Source organism: Acinetobacter sp. SwsAc6 (genome assembly GCF_013391565.1).
GTDB classification, from domain to species: Bacteria; Pseudomonadota; Gammaproteobacteria; order Pseudomonadales; family Moraxellaceae; genus Acinetobacter; species Acinetobacter cumulans.
Genome location: NZ_JACAXE010000032.1, coordinates 18,995 through 45,221, shown reverse-complemented (window position 1 = coordinate 45,221; position 26,227 = coordinate 18,995). Strand labels below are relative to the sequence as shown.

Here is a 26,227-nt window from a genome sequence, read left to right as displayed (position 1 = left end):
ATATTTGCTCAAATAAACTTCGAGAAATTTCTACCAATTATCAATGAAAATATATTCGATTGATCAACCAGTAAAAATCCACACAAGTTGTTCTTCATAATCTCTTAATGATCTTCTTGTTGGTTCGTCACCAGCAAGCTAGGTCGGCTATATTACACTAAATTTATTTAGTGTCAACAAGTAATTCAAATTATTTTAAACTTTCTTTCTAAAACCAAACTTAATCTTTTCAATCAAGTCCTTGTTTTATCAGAAGTTTTAATCTTCATCACCGCCGATGGATGTGCATTCTACAGCATTTCACATACGTTGCAACCCTATTTTTTATTTTTTTCCATTTATTTTTAAAAAATCCTACCAGGTGTCTTCTTTTTAAACACATTTAGCATTTTCTGTATTATTATTAGACGTATTACACAGTTTTTTATTTGTTTAAGAATAAATCGCCATTTATATAAACTCTCAAAAATATACACAATATGGTTTTTAGCAGAAATAAAACAGGATTTTTGATCTGCGGTCTTTTATTGAGTAGCTCACTATATTCCGCACCTGTATCAGATATCTACCACACATCTTTAGCCATTTTAAGCTACGCCAAGTGGCCTACAAACACGCCTGAAATTTGTGTGGTCAACAATAACCCCTTTGCGCAACAGCTGAAAAACAACCTACCAGCCGATAGCCCATATAAAGTGAGCAATAAACACAGCTCAGAATTACGCTCATCCAATTGCACAGTATTATTTTTTAGCAATCTCAGTGACAAAGAAGAGCAAAATATTTTAAATACAGCAGTAAACTACCCAGCCCTCTCGATTAGTAGTAATAATTTAAACTGTGAAACGGGTAGTGCTTTTTGTCTTTATAAGAAAAATCAAAGCTATGCATTTAAAGTTAATATGGAAAGCTTAACGCAATCCAAAATTCATATTGACCCGCGGGTATTAATGCTCGCAAAACCAGCGGAGTCAAACCCATGAAACAACTGTATAATCCAATTACATTACATCAGCTGTTTACACGCTCTCAGCTGACTATTTTTATTTTAACTTTTGGTATTTGCTCAGCTATTTTACTGGCAATTTCTACTTACACCATGAATGCCTATGCCAAAAATAGTTTAAGCATTTTATCAAATGCCATTAATGAGCGCGTCCAACCCGCTGTGGTCTTTCAAGACCAAAGTACAATGGGGCAAATTTTACAAGAGTACACTCAGCAATACCCGATTCGTTCTATTGATATATTTTCTACGCAAAAAAAAATTTTAGCGCATACAGAGCAGCAACCGATTAGCGCTTGGTCAAGCCAAAACTTACTTGACCTGCTGTTTTATCGCGACCCCATTACCCTCCCTATTCGACACAACAACAAAACTTATGGCCAATTATTGGTGTACGGAAACTCTGCAGACTTGGTGAGTTTCTTTCACAAAATACTGCTCGGGCTATTTCTTGGTTTTTTAATTTTATTGGCTGCTGTTTTTTGGTCTGTCAGCTCTGTCTATCAATACCTTATGCATTCCATTCGTGACATTGTGGAATCATCGCAAACCATTAGTCTTAAAAAGAATTATACCATGCGTGTTTCAAATTCTGACATTCAAGAACTGCAAGCCCTCAGCACGGCATTTAATGGTTTACTCTGTGAAATAGAGCAATCCAATCAAAGTTTAATGTCTGAAAATAATAAACTATTACACCAATCTCGACACGATCCACTCACACAACTTCCAAATCGGCATTTTTTTTATGAAACACTCTTTCAATATTATGAAGATAATAGTGTGCGCAATGCAGCCGTACTGTTTATAGATTTAAATGACTTTAAACAGGTGAATGATCAATTTGGCCATTTAGCAGGCGATGCTGTGCTTCGCGCTTCATCATATTGTGTACGTAAAGTTTTGCCAGAAAATGCTTTTTTCTCTCGACTTGGTGGCGATGAATTTGCTGTCATTATCCCAGACATTATAGACAGTGATGAAATACAACAACTTTGCCAAAAAATACATGCTTGCTACACAGCAACCTATATGTTCGAGCAACAGCATATATTTTTAGATGCCAGTATTGGCGTTGCGCTCACCCAACTCTCTAAATCACCAGAAGATTTAATCAGCGACGCAGATCAAGCCATGTACGATGCAAAAAATTTTGCTGAGAAATGGCATATCTCCCTTCAATCCAAAAGTAAACAGGCCTAAATATGTACAAAAAAATTTTCAGCGCCCTACTCATAATTATTTTTAGCACAACCCTTACCGCCTGCATGAATTTAGGTCACCTAAATTACAAACAAGCCCGCATGTTAAAAAAAGAAGGTTTTGTATTAAATGATGAAGGCTGGACTCTTGCGCTTCCTGAACGCCTCTTATTTAATTTTGATGATTACCGTATTCAAAATCATCAAAAAGAAAAACTGACCGAGCTCTCACATCAATTACAAAAATATGATTTAGAAAAGCTCAAATTCACTGGTCATACGGATAATGTTGGTCAGGCCAACTATAATTATCAACTCTCTCAAAAAAGAGCCCAAAGTGTTGCGGATGTATTTTTTGCAGAGGGCTTTAAGCCACAAAATTTGCAAATTATTGGTCGTGGCTCAGATCAACCGATTGCAAGCAATGACAGTGAAGAAAATCGTGCCAAAAACCGTCGCGTAAATGTCATTATTATTCCATAAGCCTGAAACAAAAAAAGCCTCAAAATATTGAGGCTTTTTATTTCACTAAAATTCACTAAATTTTAGGCATAAAAAAAACCGCTTAACGCGGCATCTTTATCTCGACCACTTATTTTAAAAGTGGTCGGAGCAGTAGGATTCGAACCTACGACCCCCTGGTCCCAAACCAGGTGCACTACCAGGCTGTGCTATGCTCCGATTTCAACTACTAGAGTTGGGGTGAATGACGGGATTCGAACCCGCGACAACTGGAATCACAATCCAGGGCTCTACCAACTGAGCTACATCCACCATTACAACATTTGGTTCTTAATACATCAAGCGACCAAATGGCGCGCCTGACAGGATTCGAACCTGTGACCATCCGCTTAGAAGGCGGATGCTCTATCCAACTGAGCTACAAGCGCTTAACTGATGTAAACATCATTTGCCTTGAGGAATTGGTCGGAGCAGTAGGATTCGAACCTACGACCCCCTGGTCCCAAACCAGGTGCACTACCAGGCTGTGCTATGCTCCGATTCATCTCAGCTTTCGAACCGTTCAACTTATCTTTCGATGTATCGTTCGGTACGGTGTGCATTCTAGGCTTGACGCCCGAAGACGTCAACACCTATCTTCAAAAAAATACCAAAAAATGCTTCAAGCGTTTATTTATCAAGCATAATTGATATTTTTTAAGCATTTTTAGCGTTTTAGTGATGCACTAAAGTTCAACATTCGATCAAGGGGTAATTTCGCGCGTTCAGCCAAAGCAGCATCGACGAATATTTCTTGATCATTTTTTTCTAAAACTTGCAAAATACCATCTAATTCGTTCATTGCCATCCATGGACAATGTGCACAAGAGCGACAAGTCGCCCCCTCTCCAGCCGTTGGTGCTTCAATTAAGGTCTTATTTGGGACTGCTTGTTGCATTTTGTAGAAGATACCGCGATCTGTTGCCACAATTAATTGTTCATTTGGCAATGTTTGCGCCGCTTTAATCAATTGTGAAGTACTTCCTACAGCATCAGCAATATCTACAACCGATTCTGGTGACTCTGGATGTACTAAAACTGCGGCATTTGGATAGAGTGCTTTCATTTTTGCTATGCCACGCGAGCGGAACTCTTCATGCACAATACATGCACCATCCCACAGCAACATTTCTGCGCCTGTTTTCTTTTGAATATAGCGCCCTAAATGCTGATCTGGTGCCCAAATGATTTTCTCACCCAGACTGTCTAGATGTTCAATAATTTCTACGGCACAGCTTGAAGTCACCACCCAGTCAGCACGCGCTTTAACAGTAGCCGAGGTGTTGGCATATACCACTACCGTATGATCGGGGTGTGCATCGCAGAATTGGCTAAACTCATCTACAGGGCAACCCAAATCGAGGGAGCAAGTAGCTTCCAGTGTTGGCATGAGCACGGTTTTTTCTGGCGAAAGAATTTTTGCAGTTTCCCCCATAAATTTAACACCAGCCACAACCAAGGTAGATGCCTCATGATCACGTCCAAAACGCGCCATTTCTAATGAGTCAGAAACACAACCACCCGTAAGCTCTGCAAGTTCCTGTACTTCAGGATCGCAATAATAATGTGCCACCAGTACAGCATCACGCTTTTTAAGCGCCTCTTTAATCTGCTCGAACTTTGCTAATTTGGCTTGCTCTGACAGTACGTGTTCTTTTGGCTCACCCAAACGGTCTAAATGCGCTTGCACAATCGATTTTGCTTCGTTGGCAATTAAATTTGTCGCATCATTCATCATAAGGTCTACTCTATCCATAATGCTCATTTAACAATGAGCTCACCTATATGGCTGTTCAAATGGCTGTATGTGCTTTTTGACCAGTCATTAAAAACTTAGCTTTATAAAAAAGCCTCCAATGGAGGCTTTTTAAAATCACTATTTTAAGAACGATAATCTGCGTTGATCTTCACATAGTCATACGACAGATCGCAGGTATATACCGTGTCCTTCGCATCACCACGGCCTAAATCAACACGGATGGTAATTGCTGTTTTTTGCATTTCAGTGGCACCAGCTTCTTCTGTGTAATCTGCAGCTGCACCGCCATCTTTACAAATCTGAACATCGCCCAACCAAACTTGAATATTTTCAACATTTAAGTTTGGTACGCCTGCATAACCAATGGCTGCCAAAATACGCCCCCAGTTTGGATCTGAGGCAAAGATTGCTGTTTTCACTAATGGTGAATGCGCAATGCTATAAGCTACATCACAGCATTCTTGTGTATTGGCACCACCTTCGACAGCAACCGTAATAAATTTAGTTGCACCCTCACCATCACGAATAATGAGCTGTGCAAGACGTTTCATAACGCGTGTAAGCACATCTGCAACCGCTGTATAACGTGGATCAGTTGTAGCGCTAATTTCTTGACCACCCGCCTGCCCTGTTGCTACAAAAATACATGAGTCATTGGTCGAGGTATCACCATCTACCGTAATACGGTTAAAGGATACATTGACAGCTTCTGATAATAATTGTTGTACCAATTCACGGCTGATCGGTGCATCTGTTGCTACATAGCCTAGCATTGTCGCCATATTGGGACGAATCATGCCAGCACCTTTAGAAATACCTGTCATGGTATAGGTGATGCCATCCAATACGAACTGCTCAGAAGCACCTTTAGGCGTGGTATCTGTGGTCATAATGCCTGTAGCCGCATCTAACCATGCATCTTCTTCCAAGCTATCTAACGCAGGCTGTAAACCTTCGACCAAACGTTCAATTGGCAGTTGCTCACCAATGACACCCGTAGAAAAAGGCAGAACCTCTGCTGCTGAAACACCCGCCAATGACGCAAGTTTTTCACACGTTGCTTCTGCATTGGCCATACCTGTTGGGCCTGTGCCTGCATTAGCATTACCGGTATTAATTACCAAGTAGCGTGGATTTCCCATCTTTAAGTGAGCTTTAGAGATATGTACTGGCGCCGCACAGAATGCATTTTGTGTAAATACACCCGCCACATTTGAACCTTCGGCAAATTCAAAAATAACCAGGTCACGTCGGTTCTGATAGCGGACATACGCTTCAGCTGAACCAATTTTTACACCTTTCACCACATGCATCTGTGGCATAGATACGTCACCAACTGCCATTTTTAAACGCCTAATTCAATTTATGAAAAAAGACAGCTTAGAACAAAATTGAGTAAAAATCGAGTAGATGCCTAGTTTTAGGCTATTTTTATTCTGTAGTGATAGACAATAAAAAACCAGCCGATTGGCTGGTTCTTAAAATGATCTAAAATCAATTACGTGCAAGCTGTGCTGCTTCATTTAATAATGATTTTTTTGCATTTTGCTGACTTGCTGAAGACAGTGCAGGATTCTCTGCCACAATACGATCAGCGTTCGCTGCATTGGCTGCTGTTACAGCTGCTGTTTGCATAACAATTGGACGATTTGGATTATCGAATGTATAACGAATACCTGTACGTGGGCTAGTTACTGTCACCTTACCATCTGTACCCACTTGTACTTCTGCCGTTGTCGCGCCAAGTGCTTGTTGAACTTTTGCAGGCGTTGTCGTTTGAACTGAATCTGCATACGCAAATGCTGGAACTGCCAAAATAGCAATCATGAGAGGCTGTAATAATTTTTTCATTGTCTGTTCCACAATTTCTTAAGGGACTGTGCAACTAAATACCATCTAATGGCTTAGGCTGCAAACACTATTCATCAACTCTAAATCTATACTACAAAAATAATCAGAACCCGTAGGTTCTGATTATTTTATGTATCACTTAAATTTTACCGTGACACTGTTTGTATTTTAGACCTGAGCCACATGGACAAGGTGAATTGCGGCTTTCTGGTGCTACAACCTCATCACCAACAGGTGTGAATTGCGCATCTACGACATCAGTGCTTACACCATCATCCAATAAGCTATCAAACTCAGCATGAGATAGATTCAATTGCATTGCTTCAGCTTGTGCTTGCTTTTGAGCTTCCATTTCTGCAAGTTCTTCTGCAGTTGGAACATGTACGCGAGATAGATCTATCACAACATCAGATTTAATTACCGCTAGCATGTTTACAAATAAGTTAAAGGCTTCTTTTTTGTATTCTTGCTCAGGGTTCTTTTGTGCATAACCACGTAAATGAATACCTTGACGCAAGTAGTCCATGGCAGCCAAATGCTCTTTCCAGTGACGGTCTAAAGCATTTAACACAAAATGACGCTCCAACATCGCTGCAGATTCTTCACCCATTTGCGCACGACGTGTTTTATAACGTGACAAAACTTCGTCGGTAATACGTCGCGCTAAGCCTTCTTCGTCTAAACGACGATCATCTTCAAGCCATTGGGTAATTGGCAAATCGATACCAAGGTCTTCACGCAATGCGCTTTCAAGGCCTTGAATGTCCCACTGATCGTGAATTGATTCAGGTGGTACATAAATTTCAATCACACCTTTCATCACATCAGAAATCATCCCTTCGATGTTTTCTTCTAATGATGCTTCAGTTAAAACTTCATCACGTTGAGTATAAATAATTTTACGTTGTTCGTTATTTACATCATCGTATTTCAATAAGTTTTTACGAATGTCAAAGTTACGTGCTTCTACTTTGCGCTGTGCATTTTCAATCGAACGTGACACCATTTTATGTTCAATGGCTTCATCTTCTTTCAAGCCCATTGCACGCATCATCCCCACTACACGATCACCTGCGAAAATACGCATAAGGTCATCTTCAAGGGATAGATAGAAACGCGACACACCTGGGTCACCTTGACGTCCAGCACGACCACGGAGCTGGTTATCAATACGGCGTGATTCATGACGCTCTGAACCAATAATGTGTAAACCACCAGATGCTAAAACAGCATCATGGTTTGCTTCCCACTCGCCTTTTAAGCGTTTTTCATCTTCAGCAGTTGGCTCTTCAATTTTTGCAAGTAAAGCTTTCCAGTTCCCTCCCAACAGAATGTCTGTACCACGACCTGCCATGTTGGTTGCAATCGTTACTGCACGTGGTGAGCCTGCTTGCGCAATAATATCTGCTTCACGCTCATGCTGTTTTGCATTCAGTACTTCATGGGCAATACCTGCTTCACGCAGTTTGTCAGATAAAATTTCAGAGGCTTCAATTGTTGCGGTACCAATCAAAATTGGCGCTACGCCTGCTTCATGAATTCGTTGAATTTCTTGAATAATCGCGCTGTATTTACCGTTACGATTTAAATAAATTAAATCGTTTTCATCTTTACGCACCATAGGACGATGCGTTGGAATAAGCACTACGTCTAGGCCATAAATTTCTTTCATTTCGGCAGCTTCGGTATCTGCAGTACCGGTCATACCTGAAAGTTTTTTATACAGACGGAAATAGTTTTGGAAAGTTGTGGTTGCCAAGGTTTGGTTTTCTGGTTGGATTTCCAAGCCTTCTTTGGCTTCAACGGCTTGGTGCAAACCTTCTGACCAACGGCGACCAGGCATTGTACGACCTGTGTTTTCATCCACAATGATAATTTCACCATCATGAATAATATATTGCACATTTCGTTGATATAAATAATGCGCACGGATAGCCGCCGATACATGATGAACCAAGTTCAAATTCGCAGATGAATATAGACTTTCACCTTCGGCCAATAAGCCCATTTGAATTAATTCTTGCTCAACTGTTTCATAACCAACTTCTGTCATTTCGACAGTACGTTGCTTTTCATCAATCCAGAAGTGACCACCATCTGCGACCTTTTCTTCTTTTTGCGCATGTAACTTCGGTGGAATGCTGTTAATCGCGGCATACAGCTGCGAAGAATCTTCACTTTGACCAGAGATAATTAATGGCGTACGCGCCTCATCGATTAAGATCGAATCGACCTCATCGATAATGGCATAAGTTAAGCCACGTTGTTTTTTCTCTGGGAATGAGAACACCATATTGTCACGAAGATAGTCGAAACCAAATTCGTTGTTTGTACCGTAGGTAATATCTGCACGATATGCCAAACCCTTTTCAGTAGGGTCTTGCATTGAGTAAATAATGCCAATACTTAAGCCTAAAAACTCAAATAATGGACGGTTTAACTCAGCATCACGTTGTGCTAAATAATCGTTCACTGTAATCACGTGAACGCCTTCACCACTTAAAGCATTCAGATAACAAGCAAGCGTACCCATGAGTGTTTTACCCTCACCCGTACGCATTTCAGCAATTTTACCCTCATGAAGGGTAATACCACCGATTATCTGTACATCATAGTGACGCATGCCCATTACACGCTTTGCCGCTTCACGACAAACTGCAAATGCTTCTGGCATTAATTTATCTAGGCTTTCACCATTTTTATAACGTTGTTTGAATTCTTCAGTTTTTGCAGATAAGTCCGCATCGCTAAGGGCTGATATCGTCGGCTCGAGCGCGTTAACTTTTTCTACGATCTTGCGCATGCGTTTGAGTTCACGCTCATTTTTGGTACCGAAGATTCCTCCGATCAGACTTGCCAACATGAATAGACTCTCTAAATCTTGCTTGTCAAATGAATAAGTTTTCTTAGTCGTTATTATGGTGCTAGAAATTTGAAGTACAAGGGCTTTGCACAAAAACCTCATAAAATTTCTATGAACCTAATGTGGCCCAATAAAGCTTAGATTTGCTAATGTAACAAATTTTAAACAGGCTAAAAAGTACGTGCATACAGAGATTTATTCAAATCGGCCAAATACAGCATGCATTCTTTATCTTTTAATTTCATAAAGAAATAAAAAAACACTATTTTTCATTATAAAAAAAATCGCTCATAGTCGTTCCCAGACACCAATATAAATAATCATTCGAGGCACGACCATGAGTTTACGTTTAGGCGATATCGCTCCTGACTTCACACAAGATTCAAGCGAAGGTCAGATTAATTTTTATAATTTTCTTGGGGATAGCTGGGGGATTCTTTTTTCACACCCAGCAGATTACACACCCGTATGTACAACTGAGTTAGGTTTTACGGCAAAGTTAAAAGATGAATTTAACAAACGTGGTGTAAAAGCTATTGCCTTATCGGTGGATGATGTTGAATCACACAAAGGCTGGATTAATGATATTAATGAAACTCAAAATACCTCGGTGAATTTTCCGATTATTGCCGATCAAGACCGTAAGGTCTCAACGCTATATGATTTCATTCATCCAAATGCCAGCGAGACATTAACTGTACGCTCATTGGTGATTATCGATCCAAATAAAAAAGTCCGCTTAATTATTACTTATCCTGCATCTACAGGCCGTAATTTCCATGAGATTTTACGTGTTGTCGACTCATTACAATTGACTGACAAGCATAAAGTAGCAACACCTGCAAACTGGCAACATGGTGAAGATGTGGTGATTGTACCGTCATTAAAAGATGAAGCAGAAATCAAGCAACGTTTCCCTAAAGGCTATAAAGCAGTAACCCCTTATTTACGTTTAACTCCACAACCAGAGTAAATGTAAACCAACCACAATTTATATTCCCAACTATAGCTTTACATTTTTACGAGCCATGTAGCGCTAGAATCAACAGCCTATCTTCGGATGGGCTTTTTTTATATTTAGAGATTGATTAAGTTTGCACAACAACTACGCCTAAGTGGCTGGCTTATGTGTAAAATCAGCATCAATAAATCAGCATAATCTAAATATAAAATCGCCATGATCCATAATATTCATCATTTACACTGTGGCACAATGTGCCCAGTCTGCGGCCCACTTTTTGGCCAGTCCAGCCTATTAGCGCATGTGGTCTGCCATTGCCTATTACTGGAAACAGACCAAGGCCTTGTTTTGGTCGATACAGGCTTAGGTATTCAAGATTATTTACATCCAAAGCAACGACTCGGTCGTATAACCACACACATTGGGCGTATTGAAACAAATTTAGAACTCTCTGCCATCGCACAAGTGCAAAAGTTGGGCTTTAAACCCAGCGATGTAAAACATATCTTGGTATCTCATTTAGATTTTGACCATGCTGGTGGTATTTCAGACTTCCCCGCTGCAACCGTGCATGTACTTTCGAGTGAATACAATGCCACGCAAAATTTAAAAGACTTTAAAAATCGCGCACGCTATAAACCACAGCAATTTAAACAACATCGCTATTGGAATTTTATTGAGCCATTAAATGGTGAAGCTTGGTTTAATTTAAATCGCGTACAAGGTTTCAACTTATTTCAAGATGAAATCTTACTCATTCCTCTGCCTGGGCATAGTGCCGGACATTGTGGAATTGCTATTCGCCATAAGGATGGCTGGTTATTCTTTTGTGGCGATGCTTACTACTCACACCTTGAACTCGATGGCCAGCACAAGCTCCACACCCTGAATCAATTAGAACGTGTATTTGCGTATGACAACGTACAACGCATACATAACCTCAAAAACATCCAACACCTCGCGCAACATGAAAACAGTATTGAGCTCATTTGTGCACATGACCCAATTGAGTTAGCAAGGTATATCGCTGTATGAAAAAATACAGCCGTACAATCCTTATGCTCACACTGTCAATAAGCTTTACAGGATGCATGAGTTCCCCTAGCTGGACTGAACAACAGCGCCCAAAACAATGGGCAACTGTCATTGATCGGAAGATAAATTTATATCAAGTCAGCCCTTGGCTGTATCGTAGTGAACAACCGTCTAATGCGCTCATCCCTACGCTTCAACGCAAACAAATTCACACCATCATTAATTTAAGAGCGCGCGATGCAGATACACAGCCTTTTGCACAGAAAAATTTAGCATTGGTGCATATCCCTATTCATACATGGTCAATTTCTAGAAATGACTTACTTCAAGTGATGAAGCAACTACAAGCTGCTCAAGCACAGCATCAAAATGTACTGATTCATTGCTATCACGGTTCGGATCGCACAGGTGCGAGCATTGCAATGTATCGGATTATTTTTGAAGGATGGTCTGAAGCAGATGCCTTAGCAGAAATGAAACATGGCGGTTTTGGCTTCCATCCTATTTGGATCAATATTGAGGCTTTATTTAGACCTGAAAATATAAAATGGATTCGTGAGCAACTCACGAATCCATCTTAAATTTGTGGGTCATTTCCTGTGATTTGGCCTATTCAATGGGCCGAAGACAGTCAATGCAAAGCTTAACGTTTGTCGAGTGGCACCCACTCAATCACCCAAGCAGACTTCATGCCCAAGCTGGCATCAGAAGTAATTTTTTTACGTGCAGCATCAGCTGAATCACGGTCTTTGGCTGGGCCAACCATAATCCGCACACCCTTAGAGGTTGGACTTTTAGTCACTTTAAAACCTTTAGCTTTCAGTTTTGCCGCAAGAGCATCTGCATTGGCTTCATTGGCAGCCAAAGCCACTTGTACCATCCATTGCTTATCGCCATTTTCCAGCAAATCACGGGCTTTTTCTGCTTCAGCTTTTTTCTTTGCCTCTGCTTCTTTACGCTTGGCTTCAGCTTCTTTTTTCTCAGCATCAGCCTTACGCTTTGCATCAGCCTCTTTCTTTTCTGCATCAGCTTTATGCTTAGCTTCGGCTTCTTTCTTCTCTGCTTCGGCTTTACGTTTAGCTTCAGCTTCTTTTTTTGCAGTTTCTGCTTTGTGCTTTTCAGCAGCTTGGCGCTTTTCTTCAGCAGCTTTTTGGGTCGCAGTTGCTTTGGCTTGATCAGCCTGCTGTTGTGACTTCTGCTGATCTAGCTTTTTTTGCGCTGCCAACTTTTCCTCAGCTAAACGCTTTTGTTTAGCTTGATCATCTTCAACCAACTCAGGTGGAATATTATCTGAGCTTTGTTGTGCTGTGCGACGTGCATTTAAAGCTGCATATTCTTCTGCAGCTTTACGCGCCGCATCGGCTTCGGCCTGTTGTTGCATTGCTAAAAATTCAGCCGCGCGTGCTTCTTGCTCTGCAACTGATTTTTCACGTGCTCGTTTTTGCTCTTCTAGCAGACGCTTTTCTGTCGCAACATCGACGGTTAAGCCTGCATCATTGCTGATTTTATTTTGTTCGGCACTGGCAGTTTCAGGGGCAACGTTACGATTTTGATGTATTTCGTCCTGCCCTTTTAGCAGTAGAGCGGCCAGTAATACGCCACCCCCTAATAAAACAGCGCCACCCATCCAGCGTTGTTTGTTATTCATTGACATTCTTCCAAATACTCCCAGACCGCTTCCAAGGTATGAAAAGAACCACATACCATAATCAGCTGATTATTTTTTGCTTCATCCAGCGCTGATTGAAAAGCTGTTTTTATGCTGTCGAAATGCTGTACATTCAATCCCTGCAGTGCATCGTCTAGCTGTTCGATGTCTGCTGCACGAGCTACAGTTAATGGTGCAATCTTCCACATTAAAACAGAGTTTTTCAACAGGTTAGCGACAGATTTTATATCTTTATCGGCTAACATTGAAAAAACACTGATGACTTCAGTGTACTGTTTATTGTATTGCATGAATTTTCGCAATTGATTTAACAAAAATTCAACGCCGTGTGGATTATGTCCCGCATCAAAAATGACAGTTTTACCCGCAATTTCACGAACTTCAAATCGTCCCTGTAATTGTGCATTTTGTATGCCTGTGACTAAGGCTTCTTGTGTGACATTTAAACCACTTAACAAAACTGCAGCGACCGCAGTTGAAATATTTTCCAAGGCCAAACGACCTACAGGTAAATTTAAAGTGGTACCTGCGGAAGCAAAAGACCATGTTTTGCCATCTAAATTATCTTGATAGAAATAATCACGATTCACTGCATATAACGGTGCTTGACAGCTTTCGGCTTTATCTTGAATGGCTTGCGGGAGTTGTTGTTGGCCGCCAAAAATCACTGGAATATTTGGACGAATAATGCCTGCTTTTTCAAATGCAATTTTTTCAATCGTATCGCCTAGCCAATCAGTATGATCTAGGCCAATGTTGGTAATAACAGCAACATCAGGTTCAATGACATTAACGACATCAAGACGACCACCTAAGCCGACCTCAAGTACCCATACATCACAACTTTGAGCTTTAAAAATAACAAAAGCGGCCAGTGTCGTCGCTTCAAAAAAAGATAAAGTTAAATCACAGGCACGACGTGCTTGATCGACGGCAACAAAAGCATCAATCAGGGACTGATCATCAACCTCTTTGCCTTGAAGCTTAATGCGTTCATTAAAACGGTAAATATGAGGTGATTGGTAAAGACCAACTTTATACCCTTGCGCATTTAAAATGGCCGCTAGAGTTGTCGTGGTTGAGCCTTTACCGTTGGTTCCTGCAACGGTTAATACTTTTGCATTGGGGCGGGTAACACCCAAATACTCAGCTACAGGAATGACCCGCTCTAGGCCTAAATCAATCCCTGTAACATGAACATGGCCCCAATAATCGAGCCATGTGTTTAAAGAATCTGTTGCAAGAGGTGCTGGTGTGTTCAAGGCAAATTCATCAGTTTCGCGACAATACGGTAAACTGTATCACGTAATGCGTGACGGTGAACAATTTGATCGATTACACCATGATCAAGCAAGTATTCTGCACGTTGGAACGGTTCTTCCAATTTTTCACGGACTGTTTGCTCAATCACGCGCTTACCAGCAAAGCCAATCATGGCTTTTGGTTCAGCCAAGTGAACATCGCCGAGCATCGCTAAAGATGCAGTTACACCACCGTAAACTGGATGTGTTAATACCACTAAGTATGGCAAACCAGCATCTTTCATTTTTTGGATGGCTGCAGAGGTACGCGCCATTTGCATAAGCGACAACATGCCTTCTTGCATACGCGCACCGCCAGAAGCCGCGAAGCAGACTAAGGGTTGATTCAACTCAATAGCACGTTCTGCCGCTTGCACAAAACGATCACCAACCACTGTACCCATTGAACCGCCCATAAAGTCGAATTCAAAAGCACATGCCAACAATGGAATACCTTTAAGTAAACCTTGCATGACAACCAACGCTTCTGTTTCGCCAGTTTTTTTCTGAGCTTCTGCCATACGCTCTGGATATGGCTTACTGTCTACAAAACCAAGTGGGTCTTTTGCCGCAAATTCTTGGCCTAATTCTGCTTGTACTTGATCAAAAAACCAGTTCAAACGATCACGTGCTTTCATGCGCAAATGTTCATCACATTGCGGACAAACATAAGCATTAAATGACATTGCAGTACGTGTTACTAAGGCATGACACTCAGGACATTCGATCGTTGGCTCAGTAAAAGTCGCTTTTAATGTCTGTTGCTCATCTGGCACATGAATGCCAGGTACACCACGATCTGTCCACGGCGTAGCCGGGCTTAACGTTTTCCCTGTTTTGAGGTCTTGACTCATACTAACTCATCGAGCGCTGCTCGAAGCTCCTTCACTTTATTCACCGTTGCAATTACGGCTTGTTCTGGCGCTAAGCTGGCAAATTGCTTTACAAAAGCACTACCGACAATCACAGCATCAGCTACTGCACCCATGGCTTTCGCAGAGGTCGCATCACTAATACCGAAACCAACACCCACTGGTACATCAGTGGCAGCTTTGATTTTCTGAATACGGTTTGCAGCTTCAGACACATCTAAAGTTGCAGCACCTGTTACCCCTTTCAACGATACATAGTAAACAAAGCCACTGGCTTGTTTTACCACGTGCTGAATACGCTCATCAGTTGAAGTTGGTGCAAGCAAGAAAATTTGATCCATATCGTATTTTTTCAATACTTCGTCCAAATCTTTTGCTTCTTCTGGCGGCAAATCGACCAAAAGAATACCGTCCACACCACAGTCATGTGCATAAGCCACAAATTTTTCATAGCCAATCACTTCAACTGGATTTAAGTAGCCCATCAAAACTACAGGTGTTTCTGTATCATTTTGACGGAATTCTTTGACCATGTTGAGTGCATCAAGCGTATTTGTGCCACCTGCTAAAGCGCGCTCTGCAGCTAAAGCGATAACAGGGCCATCTGCCATAGGGTCAGAAAAAGGAAGTCCCAATTCAATCACATCTACGCCGGCATCGACCATTTGATGAAGCAACGGTACAGTTACATGCGGATGAGGATCACCTGCCATAACATAAGAAACCAAAGCTTTGCGCTGTTGAGATTTAAGCGCTCCGAATCGTGCAGCTAGACGTGACATAGAGATATACTTTCCTTGAATGGTTCAAAACTGTTTTGGCTTTGCAGAAATACAAGACTCCGCATTGTAACGCTATTTTTCACCCCTTGAATAGGGTGGCAAACGTTATGCTTGCATTTCTAACTTTCGCGCAAATATCCAGAAAAGCCTGAAAGCATCATTTACGGTTATTTCGTTTTTTTTCACAATGATCAAAGATGCCTAATTTTAGGAAATTAAAAAATCTTATGATTTTAGATAAACTTAATTTTATTGCTAAAAAAACGATATAAATAACAGGCTTAGCATTTACATTTAAATTTTCTGAAATTGCAAAACCTGCTCTATACTAGTTGCATTGTTTATTTTTTTTATCTCCTATGACCACCCTCTCCTCAGGAAAAGTGCAGGCCCGTGCCATTGCACTGCTTCCTCTTATTGTTTTTTTGACCGTATTTTTAGGAAGTGGTATTTACCACACACTCATTGGTACTGAGTTTGCTTTTTATCAAATCAAAGCGCCAGTTGCTGCATTTCCAGCAATTTTGGTGGCCATTTTACTCTACCGAGGCAAACTCAATGCCAGTATTGATGAATTTTTAAAAGGTGCCAGCCACCCCAACTTAATTTTGATGTTTATGGTGTTTATGTTGGCAGGGGCTTTTGCAAGCGTCAGCAGTAGCATTGGCAGTGTAGAAGCCTCAGTACAATTTGGTTTATCTATTATTCCACCAAGCTTCATCTTACCTATGCTGTTTGTGATTTCAGCATTTATTGCTACAGCGATGGGCACATCTATGGGCACGATTGCTGCCTGTGCACCAATTGCATTTGGTTTTACCCATGCAACTGACATTCCTATCGTTTACGCAATTGGTGCCGTGGTTGGTGGCGCCATGTTTGGTGACAATTTATCGATGATTTCGGACACAACGATTGCAGCAACCAGTAGCCAAAATGTACAGTTGCGTGACAAATTCCGTGTCAATGTTTGGATTGCTGTTCCTGCATCTATTGTCAGCCTAATCATTTATATGCTCTTAAGTGGTGGCGTTCAAACCATTAGCGTGAAAGCCTATAATCCTTGGTTAATGCTTCCGTATGTCGCCGTATTTATTTTGGCTTTTAGTCGTTTGCATGTATTGGCTGTATTAAGTATTGGCGTGATTTTATCGGGCGTGATGGGGCTGTTATTAAAATCAGATTTTAACTTTTTGGCTTTCAATAATGCCATTTATGATGGTTTTATTGGCATGTTTGAAGTGGCTTTGCTTTCTATGTTCTTGGGTGGTTTATCTGCCATTATGCAACGCGAAGGTGGTCTGGAGTGGCTCATTCAGCGCATTTACAGTATGACCCGTTTACTCAAAGTCGGACGACAACGCGCGGGCGAAATTGGGATTAGCTTCTTGGTGGTTTTTTCTAACTTCTTTGTGGCTAATAATACTGTTGCCATTATTCTTTCGGGAGATATGGCGCGTGAAGTTGCCAAAGAGTACGGCGTAGACCCCAAACGCGCTGCTGCCTTAATGGATATTTTCTCTTGTGTTGTACAAGGTCTTATTCCATACGGCGCTCAATTACTCCTTGCCTGCTCTATTGTAAAAATTTCACCGATTGAGTTAATCAGCTCAATTTACTACTGCTGGATATTGGCTATATTTGCCATTGTGGCAATCATCTGTCGTTATCCTCGACTTAAAGATGCCAAAACCCAAACATCATAAAACTTTAAAAAATATTTTCAGCGGTCTCTTAAAGGCCGCTTTTTATTGCTCATCAGCCTCTAACTTTAATGCTTTACGGCGTTGTAACAAGGTTTGGCCTGTATAACTTTTATAAGCACGTGCCAATGCAGACTGGTCTGAATAACCCAACTGTAAAGCAATATCCAATAAGCTTAAGGGCTGTAACAGCAGTTGTTCAATACGCTTCAAACGCTCTATTTCCAACACTTTTTTAAATGAACTCTCTTCCTCAGCAAGATGGCGTTGCAAGGTCCGTACTGAGGTATATAGCTCATCGGCCATCTGTTCTATTTTGGGTGCTTGTGCATATTGTTTTAAATGCTGCGCAATATGTTGATGTAACTGTTGCACAATATTTTCTAGCTTGGGTTTAGAGGCTATTGCTTCTTCAGCCTGCTTCAGCAGTAATTGCATCAGTGACGGGTCTGCAAGCTCTGACTTTAGATCCAAACTGGCCGTGTTTAATACAAAGGCATACTTAGGGTGTTCAAATTCAATTTTACAGGCAAAGAATTTTTCATAATGAAAACGAGCCATTTGCTGTGCATGCGCAAATTTCATACATTTTAGCACCAAAGAACTTGGAAATATTTGCTTGGCCAAATGTGCCATACAGGCCGTGGTCAGCTCGTTGACCAAAGCGTATTTAGCGTCATGCAGAGGCCAAGTTAAATAAAATTCATCTCCTATCGAAGACAATTGCATGGGTGTCACTTCTGCACCGTCAATCACCAAGCGACTAAATTTCATAATGTATTGCAAGGCTTCTGCCACGCTATTAGAACGGGTTGCCATATAGCCCAACACCCCAAAATGCTCAGGCCGTATGAGCTCCGCCATTTCAAAAACTAAATTTGGGCAGTTTAGTTCCTGCTGTGTTGCCTGCATGACCAAATTAAAAAAAGTGTATGGTGACTGAGAATCAATCGGCAGGCTTAATAAATGATCTAGCTGTGATACATACGGCATGATGCTTTGTAAGCAATGATAATCTAGCCCGCGTTTGAGCAAATACATATTCCATAACTGATAATAACCATTTGGTATGTGTAATTCATTCATGACATCACGCTCTATTTTTATTCTGTCTTTTTGACATTCTAAATTTTCACTTTGGCGTTAAATGTATAAAAATTGGCAAGTACTGTCAAAACTTTGTGCTTTTTATTCGACATACTGCAATCATCAAAGGCTATAACAGTAAAAAAAATATGAATGCGATAGTCCAAGTGCATCCAGTAGTACGCACAAAATTAAATTTTAAACTCGAGGAAATTCCACGCTTTTGGTTTGGTGGCGACCCCTTCCTCACCCGAATGTTTGATGCGCTTAGCCTAACCTTTCCAGATGGTGAGCGTTATTTTATTGAATCTGTGCGTTTGTTTCGCGATCAAATTCAAGACGAAGACTTAAAACTCCGTGTGGCTGATTTTATCCGTCAAGAAGCACAGCATGGCATGGCACATGACAAAATGAACCAGCTGATGAAACAGCAAGGCATGCCTGTTGATGCTTTCATTAAACGCTTAAATAAAATTTTTAAGTTTGAATTGAGCCAGCGCTCTGCCGAATACAATATTGCAATGACTGCTTCTGCGGAGCATTTGACAGCGCTCATGGCAGAAACTTTTTGTAGCCGAAAGGAAGTGCTACAAGAAGCTCATCCTTATGTTCGAGCCTTGTTTATTTGGCATGCAATTGAAGAAATGGAACACCGTGATGTCGCATTTGATGTGATGAAAGATGTGGCAAATGTCGATGAAGGCTTGCGTAAGTTTACCTTAGTCTGGACCAGTGCCTTAATGACAGGTTTTACACTTTACCGCGCCAATGTGATGTTAAAACATGACGGCTTCAGCTTCACTGAACGTCTGAAATTAAATGCCAAAGGTTTACCTTGGTTCTTTGGCAAAAAAGGCACATTAACGCGAATGAGCAAGCCTTATCGTGATTGGTTTAAGAAAGATTTTCACCCAAGCCAACATCCCATCGTCGATAACTACAATTTATGGCTTAAGACCTTTGAAGAAACTCAAGATCCTATTCAAGCAGCTGAAGTTTTTTGGCAAGCTGCTAAATAGCAATCACACGATCTAGGATCAAAAGTTAAAGCCGTATCCGTATCATGCTCGCGATACGGCTTTTTTGTGCAGGCTTAAATATTTAATACAGCCTATTACCATTTGGCATAATGGCGCTCTAACAAGCCATATTCATTGAGCAAAATCACCTCTTGCTCTTTATGCCGAATTGATCCGCTGATTTTGGCCTGCCACTGACTAAACTGGCTCCCCACCAAACGTAGATTGAGGTTTTCATAACGTCGCCAACTGGTATGTACCGTTAAATCTAAAGCACCATCTAAAGAGCGGATATGCCATAAGTCATCTGACTGGTGCTCAAATAAAATATCGCTGAGTTCGTACAGTACTCCATTGACCCACAAACAGTTTTCATTGCCAAAGCTTTCATTGACACCTGAAGCTAAATTCAGACCAATACGATTTTTCTCGGTATCCCAAAAATTACATGACAACCAAAACCATGCTGTTTCCGGTCTTAAAAATCCGCACGTATCATCCAATGAAGCAAAGGTACGATCATTAAACTGTACGATTTGCCCACGCTTATTTTTAAAAAAACCTTCACAGCCTAAAGTGGTGAGTTTTTGTGTATAAGTCCAGCCATTAATCCCTGTAGGCGTACATAAGCTAAGTGGATCTGTCCCTGCACAAAAAATACGTGCGCTTAATTGCAATTCACCATATTTACTTACACGGATGTAGCGCACACCATTGGCATGTTCAATATCCACTTGCATTTCAGATTTTATAAAATGACTTTGATTAAATAGCGGTTGCTCATCAACTTTTGTTTGCATTGACAAGATATTGATCGCATTCCAATCCATCACTTCATTATGGATATGATCGTATACATACACAAAAGCATGCCCCGCCCAACCAATATCAGCGATAGCCAGACCAATCGTATAGTGCTGATGTTGAATGCTACAAAATTTAAATTTCTTATATTTAAGTTGCTTACGCCACCCGTTTAATACTTTTCCATACGGGGTTCGATACTCATAACGCTGAATATCAATTTGATTTGGCAAAGAACTAAAGCGCCCATAATGGGGCTGTCCATTGGCTTGTATTAAATCCATTTATGCCTATCCTTTGCATAATTGATTTGAAAAATCCTGTTCTTATTATGCGGATTAATCAGTCGCTGAACAGTCTATTCAGCAAAATACTGCATATCTTCACAAAAATAAATACCTGATGTGACAAGCCTATTCAGCACGCTATATTACAGGTCTAAGCTTAGACTCAATTTAGCTGGATATAGCAATTCTCCCACTGTTGCGGGGCAAAATCAGCTTTCATTAACTCGATATAACGCCCGTGTATGCAGTCCACCTTAATACAATCGTCAACCTCTAACACACGGTCCGTATGCTGTTTTTGCCAATGGGCTGCAAAATACTGTTTACCCTGTTGTTTCGCTTCGGCCTCCGTGATCGCTGGCACCAATACATAGCGGTGTAGCTCACCAAATTCTGCTGCATCATAACCACCCAAGTTAATCAACCACAGCTTGAGTGAAGTCGCATGTGGCGCAGCATTAGTCAATTGAAGTTGATACGGTATGCCTTCTGACATCACACCACTGACTTTCATCCATGCATCAATATGTAGGCCCTTTTGTTCACCAAACCATGCTTCGCGCAGCTGTGGATAGCAGTCTTCAAATTGATTGCCGATAGCAAAAACCACATCATGTACTTCTGTATTTGCACGTGCATGACGGCCACCCAACATCACCATAAATAAGCTCAACACAGCTTTCTCCATAAATTTTAAATAGAACCAAAAGCTTGTAGCATTTTAAATACAATCACCCCGCCCAAGGATAATACTGCATTATTCATAAAATGGATCAGTAATACATGCCAAATATTACGCGTCCAAAGATAGATTAATTTTAGAAACAAGCCTGCCATCATAAAGCTTATTGTCGCAATCAGATTGCCATCAAAATTATGATAATGAATTAACCCGAACACAATTGAGTTAAACAAGACTAAAACCACACGCCACAGCCACGGCTGTACGAACAGCTTTTGCAGCAAGGTATAGCGGAAAATAATATCTTCCAGCAATGCGGTAAATAATGGCCCAAGACTGATGATCAATAAGCTAAAAAAGGCAATCGAATTGGGATCAATAGATGCTTTTTCTTCACCGCTTGCTCCCAATGGCAACAGGCTACGTGTGAGAGAAATCACCACTTGCAATAACACCGCGCCAGCAATGACCAACAGACTTGAGCGCCAAAAGACCTGTTTATACTTTTGCCAGTGCGTATACAGCATCGTCTTATAGAGCCAACATACAGCTATAAATAAAATGCCACGAAAAATCGAATCGCCCAAAGCAACTTGAACCGATGCACCGAACAATTGATCCAAGACAAAGCTATTTAGCAAAATTAAAGGAATAATGAGTACCGCAAAAGTATCCCGTGCATTCCAAATGATTTTTTGAGGAAAGGATTCAGCACGAACCAAGTGTGTAAATGTCATTATTATTGAGTCTTTCAACGCTATAAATTTCAGCAATATTGTGACTTATCTCACTCTTTAACTTTGCTTGTTTTTTGTAGGCCTTTTTAGACTTACATTTAAGGTCATAAAAAAATCGCGCAAAATGACTTCTGCGCGATTTTTTTAATCCTCCCAACCCTCCTTTAACAAAGGAGGGCTTTTCCCCTCTTTATTAAAGAGGGGGTGGGGCAGATTTTACATCTCAACCATTTCCACGCCATCAATGCGGGCAACTGTCATTAAGTCTTTATCGCCACGGCCTGATACAGTCGCAATGATAATTTGGTCTTTATCCATCGTCGGTGCAAGTTTCGTGACATAAGCCATCGCATGTGAACTTTCTAACGCAGGGATAATACCTTCAATATGTGTTAAGTCGCGGAAGCCTTGTAGCGCTTCAGTGTCATTGATTGGCACATAGTTCACACGGTGCATATCTTTCAAGAAACTGTGTTCTGGGCCTACACCTGGGTAGTCCAAACCTGCAGAAATTGAATGTGTTTCAATGATTTGACCTTGATCATCTGACATCAGATAAGTACGGTTACCGTGAAGTACACCAACATGACCTGCATTGAGTGGTGCAGAGTGCTTGCCTGTTTCAATGCCGTAGCCTGCAGCTTCAACACCGTACATTTTCACATCTTCATCATTTAAGAATGGATAGAACAAGCCCATCGCATTTGAGCCGCCGCCCACACATGCAACTAAAGCATCTGGTAAACGGCCTGCTTGTTCCTGAATTTGTTTACGCGCTTCACGACCAATGATTGATTGGAAATCACGAACCAATTGTGGATATGGGTGTGGACCTGCAACTGTACCAATCACGTAATAAGTTGAATCAACATTGGTGACCCAATCACGCATCGCTTCGTTCATGGCATCTTTCAATGTTTTTGAACCGCTTTCCACAGGTACAACCGTTGCGCCAAGTAAACGCATACGGTATACGTTCATGGCTTGACGTTTAACATCTTCTGCGCCCATGAACACCACGCATTCAAGGCCTAAACGCGCTGCAATCGTTGCAGTTGCTACACCGTGCTGACCTGCGCCTGTTTCGGCAATAATACGTTTTTTACCTGAAAGCTTAGCCAGTAAAGCCTGACCAATGGTGTTATTCACTTTATGTGAACCTGTATGGTTCAGGTCTTCACGTTTTAAGTAAATTTGCGCACCACCCAACTCTTTCGACCATCGCTCAGCATAATACAAAGGACTTGGACGACCAACGTAATACGCCAAGTCACGGTCGAATTCTGCCAAAAACTGTGCATCATCTTTCATGCGGAAATAGAGTTTTTCTAAGTCCTCAAGTGCTGCCATAAGAGTTTCTGACACAAAACGCCCGCCATGAATACCAAAATGCCCTTGTGCGTCTGGGAATTGGGTATAGTCGATTTTATTTTGCTGATCCACGAAGGACTCCTTGCATAAAGCGTTCTATGAGTTGTTGGTCTTTAATACCTTTACTTGATTCTACACCACCGCTCACATCTACGGCATAAGCGCCTGTGGTTTGAATCGCATCTTCAATATTGTCAGGCTTTAAACCGCCCGCCAAAATTAAAGGAATATCGAGTTTTGGGAACTGTGCCCAGTCAAAGCTATGCCCTGTACCGCCTTTCAGCTCAGGATGCCATGCATCCAATAGTACGGCGCTTGCCCCTGCCTGCTGAAAAGCTTGGATTTCTGCAATCACATCCAGTTCAGGTTTCATCTGAATGGCTTTATACCAGCGGCGCCCAACAGTTTGTGCAATCGTTTTGCACTGTTCAGGACTTTCATCGCCATGAAATTGCAGTATGTCTACAGGTGAAATTTTTAAAATATCCTGTATCTCTGCAGCCGATGCATTCACAAATAAACCCACGGTCTGCACATACGGCGGCACATGCTGAATCAGCTCAGCAACTTGCGCTGCCGTTACACTGCGCGGGCTTGGCGCAAAGAATACAAATCCTATCGCATCTGCGCCAGCTTGGACGACAGATTGAATATCTTGAATACGTGTAATTCCGCAGATTTTGGCACGGGTTCGCATGTTGTTTTGGCTCTGACTCCGCCCTATTCATAGCCTATCTATGAATATGAAGGCGAATCATTGTAATGCAATTTTCATGAATTGCGTGGATTTTCAGCATGCATTCATGGCAAAAAAAAGCCCTGACGGATCAAGGCTTTTTAAATTTATATTTCAAACTCAAACTTATTTCATTGCATAACGCAGAGTTACCCAAGCCGTACGGCCTTCTTGACGGTAGTAATAGTCATCAAATGAGTCATACACGGTGTAATATTCTTTATCAAACATATTCGCAAGTTTGGCTTGTACAGAAAATTCAGGTGTCGCTTGATAAGTTAAACGCACATCTGCTGTCGCAAAACTGCCAAAGCTTGTTGTATTGGCAGCGTCTTTATAACGCTGGTCTTCTGCGTGTACAGAGCCACCTAGCGTCCATTTATCCATCGTATAATCCGCAGACACATTCAACAACTGGCCTGCACGGCCTGCAATTTGGTTGCCCTTTGTTGCGCCCGAGTTATATTCAGGCTCTTGATAGGTATAATTTAAGTTCCACGTGAAGTTGTCCAGTGACTGCCCTAACTCAGCTTCTACCCCTTTAATTTTTGCTTTTGCAATATTGGTTCCGCCTGAAATCATATTATCAATTTCATTATGAAAGGCAGAAACAGACCAGTTCAGCCATTGCGATCCTTTGAATCCAATTTCAATATTTTCAGACTCTTCAGGGACTAAGTTTGGATTTGACCAACCCGGATAATACAAGTCATTAAATGTCGGTGAGCGGAAAGCAGTGCCGTATGAAACATAAGTACTGTAGCTGTCATTAAATGAATAACCAACAGCAGCATTGCCTGTAGTGTGATCACCAAACTGTTCATTATCATCTAGGCGAATGGCAGCTTGCAGGTTCACTCGACCAAAATCGCCAAGATACTGCGCATAGTAACCGACATTATCACGCTCTTTTTCATCGTAATTGGTGGTGCTGTCGACTTGATCATTTAAGTAATCCACACCCACCAATAGTGTGTTGTTTGCATTGAAAGATAGTGTGTTTAACCAGCTGATGCTGTCTTTTGTAGTATCAAATACACCTGTCGATTTATCTGCACTGAAGGTTTCATATTTATCTTCTGAACGACCAAATTTCAGCTGCGTTTTCCAAAGATCCACTGGTGAATAGCTAAAACCTACGCCATATACATTTTGCTCAATCTTATTATAAGGATTTACATTAGATGCATTATCGTAATGGGTTTCACCGTTGACATATAATACATTCAGGTCTGCTGAAAATTGATCATTAAACTGATGACCTGCTTTAATTGAAGCAGAATAGTTTTCATAACCATCTTTATCTGTTTCAGTCGGCAAAGTTGTTACATCCATGCCTTGTGTTTTTAAGCCAGCCAAACTCAGCGTCGCCCATGTATTATCCTGACGAAGATTCACACCGACATTGGCATCATAGGTTTCATGTGAACCATACTTAAGCGAAGCAAATGGTTTTACGCCATTTTGCGTACCTTTACGGGTAAAGATTTGAATTACACCGCCCACTGCTTCTGAACCATATAAGCTTGAACGCGGGCCTTTCACCACTTCCACACGTTCAATTTGGTCAATTGGCAAATGCTCAAAAGAAGTTTGACCAGAAGTTGCCGAGCCAAGCTTTTGACCATCCACCAACACCAATACCGCCGTAGAGCCAGTACCACGAATGGAAATACTGGTTGGCTGGCCTAGGCCGCCAGAGTTGGTATAGGTCACACCTGGTACGGTACGTAGCAATTCTTGCAAAGACGTAAATTGCTTACGTTCAATTTCTTCACGGTTAATGACGGTGACTGCCGCCAAAGTTTTTTGTGAGTCTTGCTCTACAATATTGGCAACCGTGTTGGTAATGACTGGAAGCTGATGAACTTGGTCTGCTGCCATCGCAGCAGAAAGTGGAGATAAAACAAAAAGCGACCCGATAAGAGTCTTAGAGAAAGAATGCATGCTGTATTCCCCGATCGCACCGCCCGTGCGAAATAAAAGTTGGATAACGCGAG

General features: G+C 41.3%; 23 protein-coding genes and 4 tRNA genes. 8 read left to right on the top strand and 19 right to left on the bottom strand.

Annotated elements, in window-relative coordinates:
- Positions 1-527 precede the first annotated feature (527 nt).
- The 3 genes from HYG93_RS16410 to HYG93_RS16400 are packed head-to-tail and all read left to right on the top strand — an operon-like array spanning position 528 to position 2,691.
- Positions 528-983 carry a YfiR family protein gene (locus tag HYG93_RS16410; RefSeq protein ID WP_228198711.1) on the top strand — a complete coding sequence of 152 codons (456 nt, stop codon included), beginning with the start codon at positions 528-530 and terminating at the stop codon, positions 981-983.
- The gene (locus tag HYG93_RS16405) at positions 980-2,209 is read left to right on the top strand and encodes a sensor domain-containing diguanylate cyclase (protein ID WP_117007231.1); all 1,230 of its coding nucleotides are present in this window, start codon (positions 980-982) and stop codon (positions 2,207-2,209) included. Before HYG93_RS16410 ends, HYG93_RS16405 begins: the two co-directional genes overlap by 4 nt.
- A 2-nt stretch (positions 2,210-2,211) precedes the next feature.
- Positions 2,212-2,691 carry an OmpA family protein gene (locus HYG93_RS16400; RefSeq protein WP_120364054.1) on the top strand — a complete coding sequence of 160 codons (480 nt, stop codon included), beginning with the start codon at positions 2,212-2,214 and terminating at the stop codon, positions 2,689-2,691.
- Positions 2,692-2,812: 121 nt separating this feature from the next.
- Here the strand turns inward: HYG93_RS16400 and HYG93_RS16395 are convergent.
- From HYG93_RS16395 to secA, 8 genes are all read right to left on the bottom strand, one after another.
- A tRNA-Pro gene (locus tag HYG93_RS16395) sits at positions 2,813-2,889 on the bottom strand.
- Between the two features lie 17 nt (positions 2,890-2,906).
- Positions 2,907-2,982, bottom strand: a tRNA-His gene (locus tag HYG93_RS16390).
- 39 nt (positions 2,983-3,021) lie between these two features.
- A tRNA-Arg gene (locus tag HYG93_RS16385) sits at positions 3,022-3,098 on the bottom strand.
- A 34-nt stretch (positions 3,099-3,132) separates the two neighbouring features.
- Positions 3,133-3,209 (bottom strand) — tRNA-Pro (locus HYG93_RS16380).
- A 167-nt stretch (positions 3,210-3,376) separates the two neighbouring features.
- Complete coding sequence (nadA, locus tag HYG93_RS16375; protein WP_120364060.1) at positions 3,377-4,444, bottom strand: quinolinate synthase NadA; 1,068 nt, start codon at positions 4,442-4,444, stop codon at positions 3,377-3,379.
- Between the two features lie 146 nt (positions 4,445-4,590).
- Positions 4,591-5,811 (bottom strand): bifunctional glutamate N-acetyltransferase/amino-acid acetyltransferase ArgJ, encoded by a 1,221-nt coding sequence (argJ, locus tag HYG93_RS16370; RefSeq protein WP_178962689.1) that lies wholly within the window; start codon positions 5,809-5,811, stop codon positions 4,591-4,593.
- A gap of 151 nt (positions 5,812-5,962) precedes the next feature.
- The gene (locus HYG93_RS16365; RefSeq protein ID WP_106986245.1) at positions 5,963-6,319 is read right to left on the bottom strand and encodes a hypothetical protein; all 357 of its coding nucleotides are present in this window, start codon (positions 6,317-6,319) and stop codon (positions 5,963-5,965) included.
- A gap of 139 nt (positions 6,320-6,458) precedes the next feature.
- Positions 6,459-9,182 (bottom strand): preprotein translocase subunit SecA, encoded by a 2,724-nt coding sequence (gene secA / locus HYG93_RS16360; RefSeq protein WP_120364052.1) that lies wholly within the window; start codon positions 9,180-9,182, stop codon positions 6,459-6,461.
- Positions 9,183-9,519: 337 nt separating this feature from the next.
- On the opposite strand from secA, the gene HYG93_RS16355 reads away from it, so the two are divergent.
- The 3 genes from HYG93_RS16355 (at position 9,520) to HYG93_RS16345 (ending at position 11,759) form a co-directional block, all read left to right on the top strand.
- Entirely contained in the window at positions 9,520-10,155 is a 636-nt protein-coding gene (locus HYG93_RS16355) for a peroxiredoxin (RefSeq protein WP_120364051.1), read from the top strand.
- A gap of 204 nt (positions 10,156-10,359) precedes the next feature.
- Positions 10,360-11,178, top strand: coding sequence for an MBL fold metallo-hydrolase (locus HYG93_RS16350; protein WP_106986248.1), 819 nt, complete (start codon positions 10,360-10,362; stop codon positions 11,176-11,178).
- Positions 11,175-11,759: a dual specificity protein phosphatase family protein gene (locus tag HYG93_RS16345; RefSeq protein ID WP_178962688.1), complete on the top strand. Its 585-nt coding sequence runs from the start codon at positions 11,175-11,177 to the stop codon at positions 11,757-11,759. The genes HYG93_RS16350 and HYG93_RS16345 overlap by 4 nt, the downstream gene beginning before the upstream one ends.
- Positions 11,760-11,821: 62 nt before the next feature.
- On the opposite strand, the gene HYG93_RS16340 is transcribed toward HYG93_RS16345, so the two are convergent.
- From HYG93_RS16340 to trpA, 4 genes are read right to left on the bottom strand one after another with little or no spacing between them, the layout of a single operon-like run.
- Positions 11,822-12,826 carry an SPOR domain-containing protein gene (locus HYG93_RS16340; RefSeq protein WP_178962687.1) on the bottom strand — a complete coding sequence of 335 codons (1,005 nt, stop codon included), beginning with the start codon at positions 12,824-12,826 and terminating at the stop codon, positions 11,822-11,824.
- Positions 12,823-14,109 (bottom strand): bifunctional tetrahydrofolate synthase/dihydrofolate synthase, encoded by a 1,287-nt coding sequence (gene folC, locus HYG93_RS16335; protein ID WP_178962686.1) that lies wholly within the window; start codon positions 14,107-14,109, stop codon positions 12,823-12,825. The genes HYG93_RS16340 and folC overlap by 4 nt, the downstream gene beginning before the upstream one ends.
- On the bottom strand, positions 14,106-15,002 hold the full coding sequence (gene accD, locus HYG93_RS16330) for an acetyl-CoA carboxylase, carboxyltransferase subunit beta (RefSeq protein WP_106986252.1): 897 nt from the start codon (positions 15,000-15,002) through the stop codon (positions 14,106-14,108). Before accD ends, folC begins: the two co-directional genes overlap by 4 nt.
- Positions 14,999-15,802 carry a tryptophan synthase subunit alpha gene (gene trpA / locus HYG93_RS16325; RefSeq protein WP_106986253.1) on the bottom strand — a complete coding sequence of 268 codons (804 nt, stop codon included), beginning with the start codon at positions 15,800-15,802 and terminating at the stop codon, positions 14,999-15,001. Before trpA ends, accD begins: the two co-directional genes overlap by 4 nt.
- 359 nt (positions 15,803-16,161) lie before the next feature.
- On the opposite strand from trpA, the gene HYG93_RS16320 reads away from it, so the two are divergent.
- Positions 16,162-17,508 (top strand): Na+/H+ antiporter NhaC family protein, encoded by a 1,347-nt coding sequence (locus tag HYG93_RS16320; protein WP_106986254.1) that lies wholly within the window; start codon positions 16,162-16,164, stop codon positions 17,506-17,508.
- Between the two features lie 42 nt (positions 17,509-17,550).
- Here the strand turns inward: HYG93_RS16320 and HYG93_RS16315 are convergent, their stop codons facing one another.
- The gene (locus tag HYG93_RS16315) at positions 17,551-18,591 is read right to left on the bottom strand and encodes an AraC family transcriptional regulator (protein ID WP_106986255.1); all 1,041 of its coding nucleotides are present in this window, start codon (positions 18,589-18,591) and stop codon (positions 17,551-17,553) included.
- A 149-nt stretch (positions 18,592-18,740) separates the two neighbouring features.
- On the opposite strand from HYG93_RS16315, the gene HYG93_RS16310 reads away from it, so the two are divergent.
- Entirely contained in the window at positions 18,741-19,610 is an 870-nt protein-coding gene (locus tag HYG93_RS16310) for a metal-dependent hydrolase (RefSeq protein ID WP_106986274.1), read from the top strand.
- A gap of 95 nt (positions 19,611-19,705) precedes the next feature.
- Here the strand turns inward: HYG93_RS16310 and HYG93_RS16305 are convergent, their stop codons facing one another.
- From HYG93_RS16305 to HYG93_RS16280, 6 genes are all read right to left on the bottom strand, one after another.
- On the bottom strand, positions 19,706-20,698 hold the full coding sequence (locus HYG93_RS16305; RefSeq protein ID WP_121533088.1) for a DUF2804 domain-containing protein: 993 nt from the start codon (positions 20,696-20,698) through the stop codon (positions 19,706-19,708).
- A 166-nt stretch (positions 20,699-20,864) separates the two neighbouring features.
- Positions 20,865-21,377 (bottom strand): DUF1543 domain-containing protein, encoded by a 513-nt coding sequence (locus HYG93_RS16300; protein ID WP_117007234.1) that lies wholly within the window; start codon positions 21,375-21,377, stop codon positions 20,865-20,867.
- A 17-nt stretch (positions 21,378-21,394) separates the two neighbouring features.
- Positions 21,395-22,120, bottom strand: coding sequence for a CPBP family intramembrane glutamic endopeptidase (locus HYG93_RS16295; RefSeq protein WP_178962685.1), 726 nt, complete (start codon positions 22,118-22,120; stop codon positions 21,395-21,397).
- A 216-nt stretch (positions 22,121-22,336) separates the two neighbouring features.
- Positions 22,337-23,563 carry a tryptophan synthase subunit beta gene (gene trpB / locus HYG93_RS16290; RefSeq protein WP_117007224.1) on the bottom strand — a complete coding sequence of 409 codons (1,227 nt, stop codon included), beginning with the start codon at positions 23,561-23,563 and terminating at the stop codon, positions 22,337-22,339.
- Complete coding sequence (locus tag HYG93_RS16285) at positions 23,547-24,188, bottom strand: phosphoribosylanthranilate isomerase (RefSeq protein ID WP_121533090.1); 642 nt, start codon at positions 24,186-24,188, stop codon at positions 23,547-23,549. The genes trpB and HYG93_RS16285 overlap by 17 nt, the downstream gene beginning before the upstream one ends.
- Before the next feature lie 165 nt (positions 24,189-24,353).
- Positions 24,354-26,174, bottom strand: coding sequence for a TonB-dependent receptor domain-containing protein (locus tag HYG93_RS16280; protein ID WP_178962684.1), 1,821 nt, complete (start codon positions 26,172-26,174; stop codon positions 24,354-24,356).
- Between the last annotated feature and the right edge of the window lie 53 nt (positions 26,175-26,227).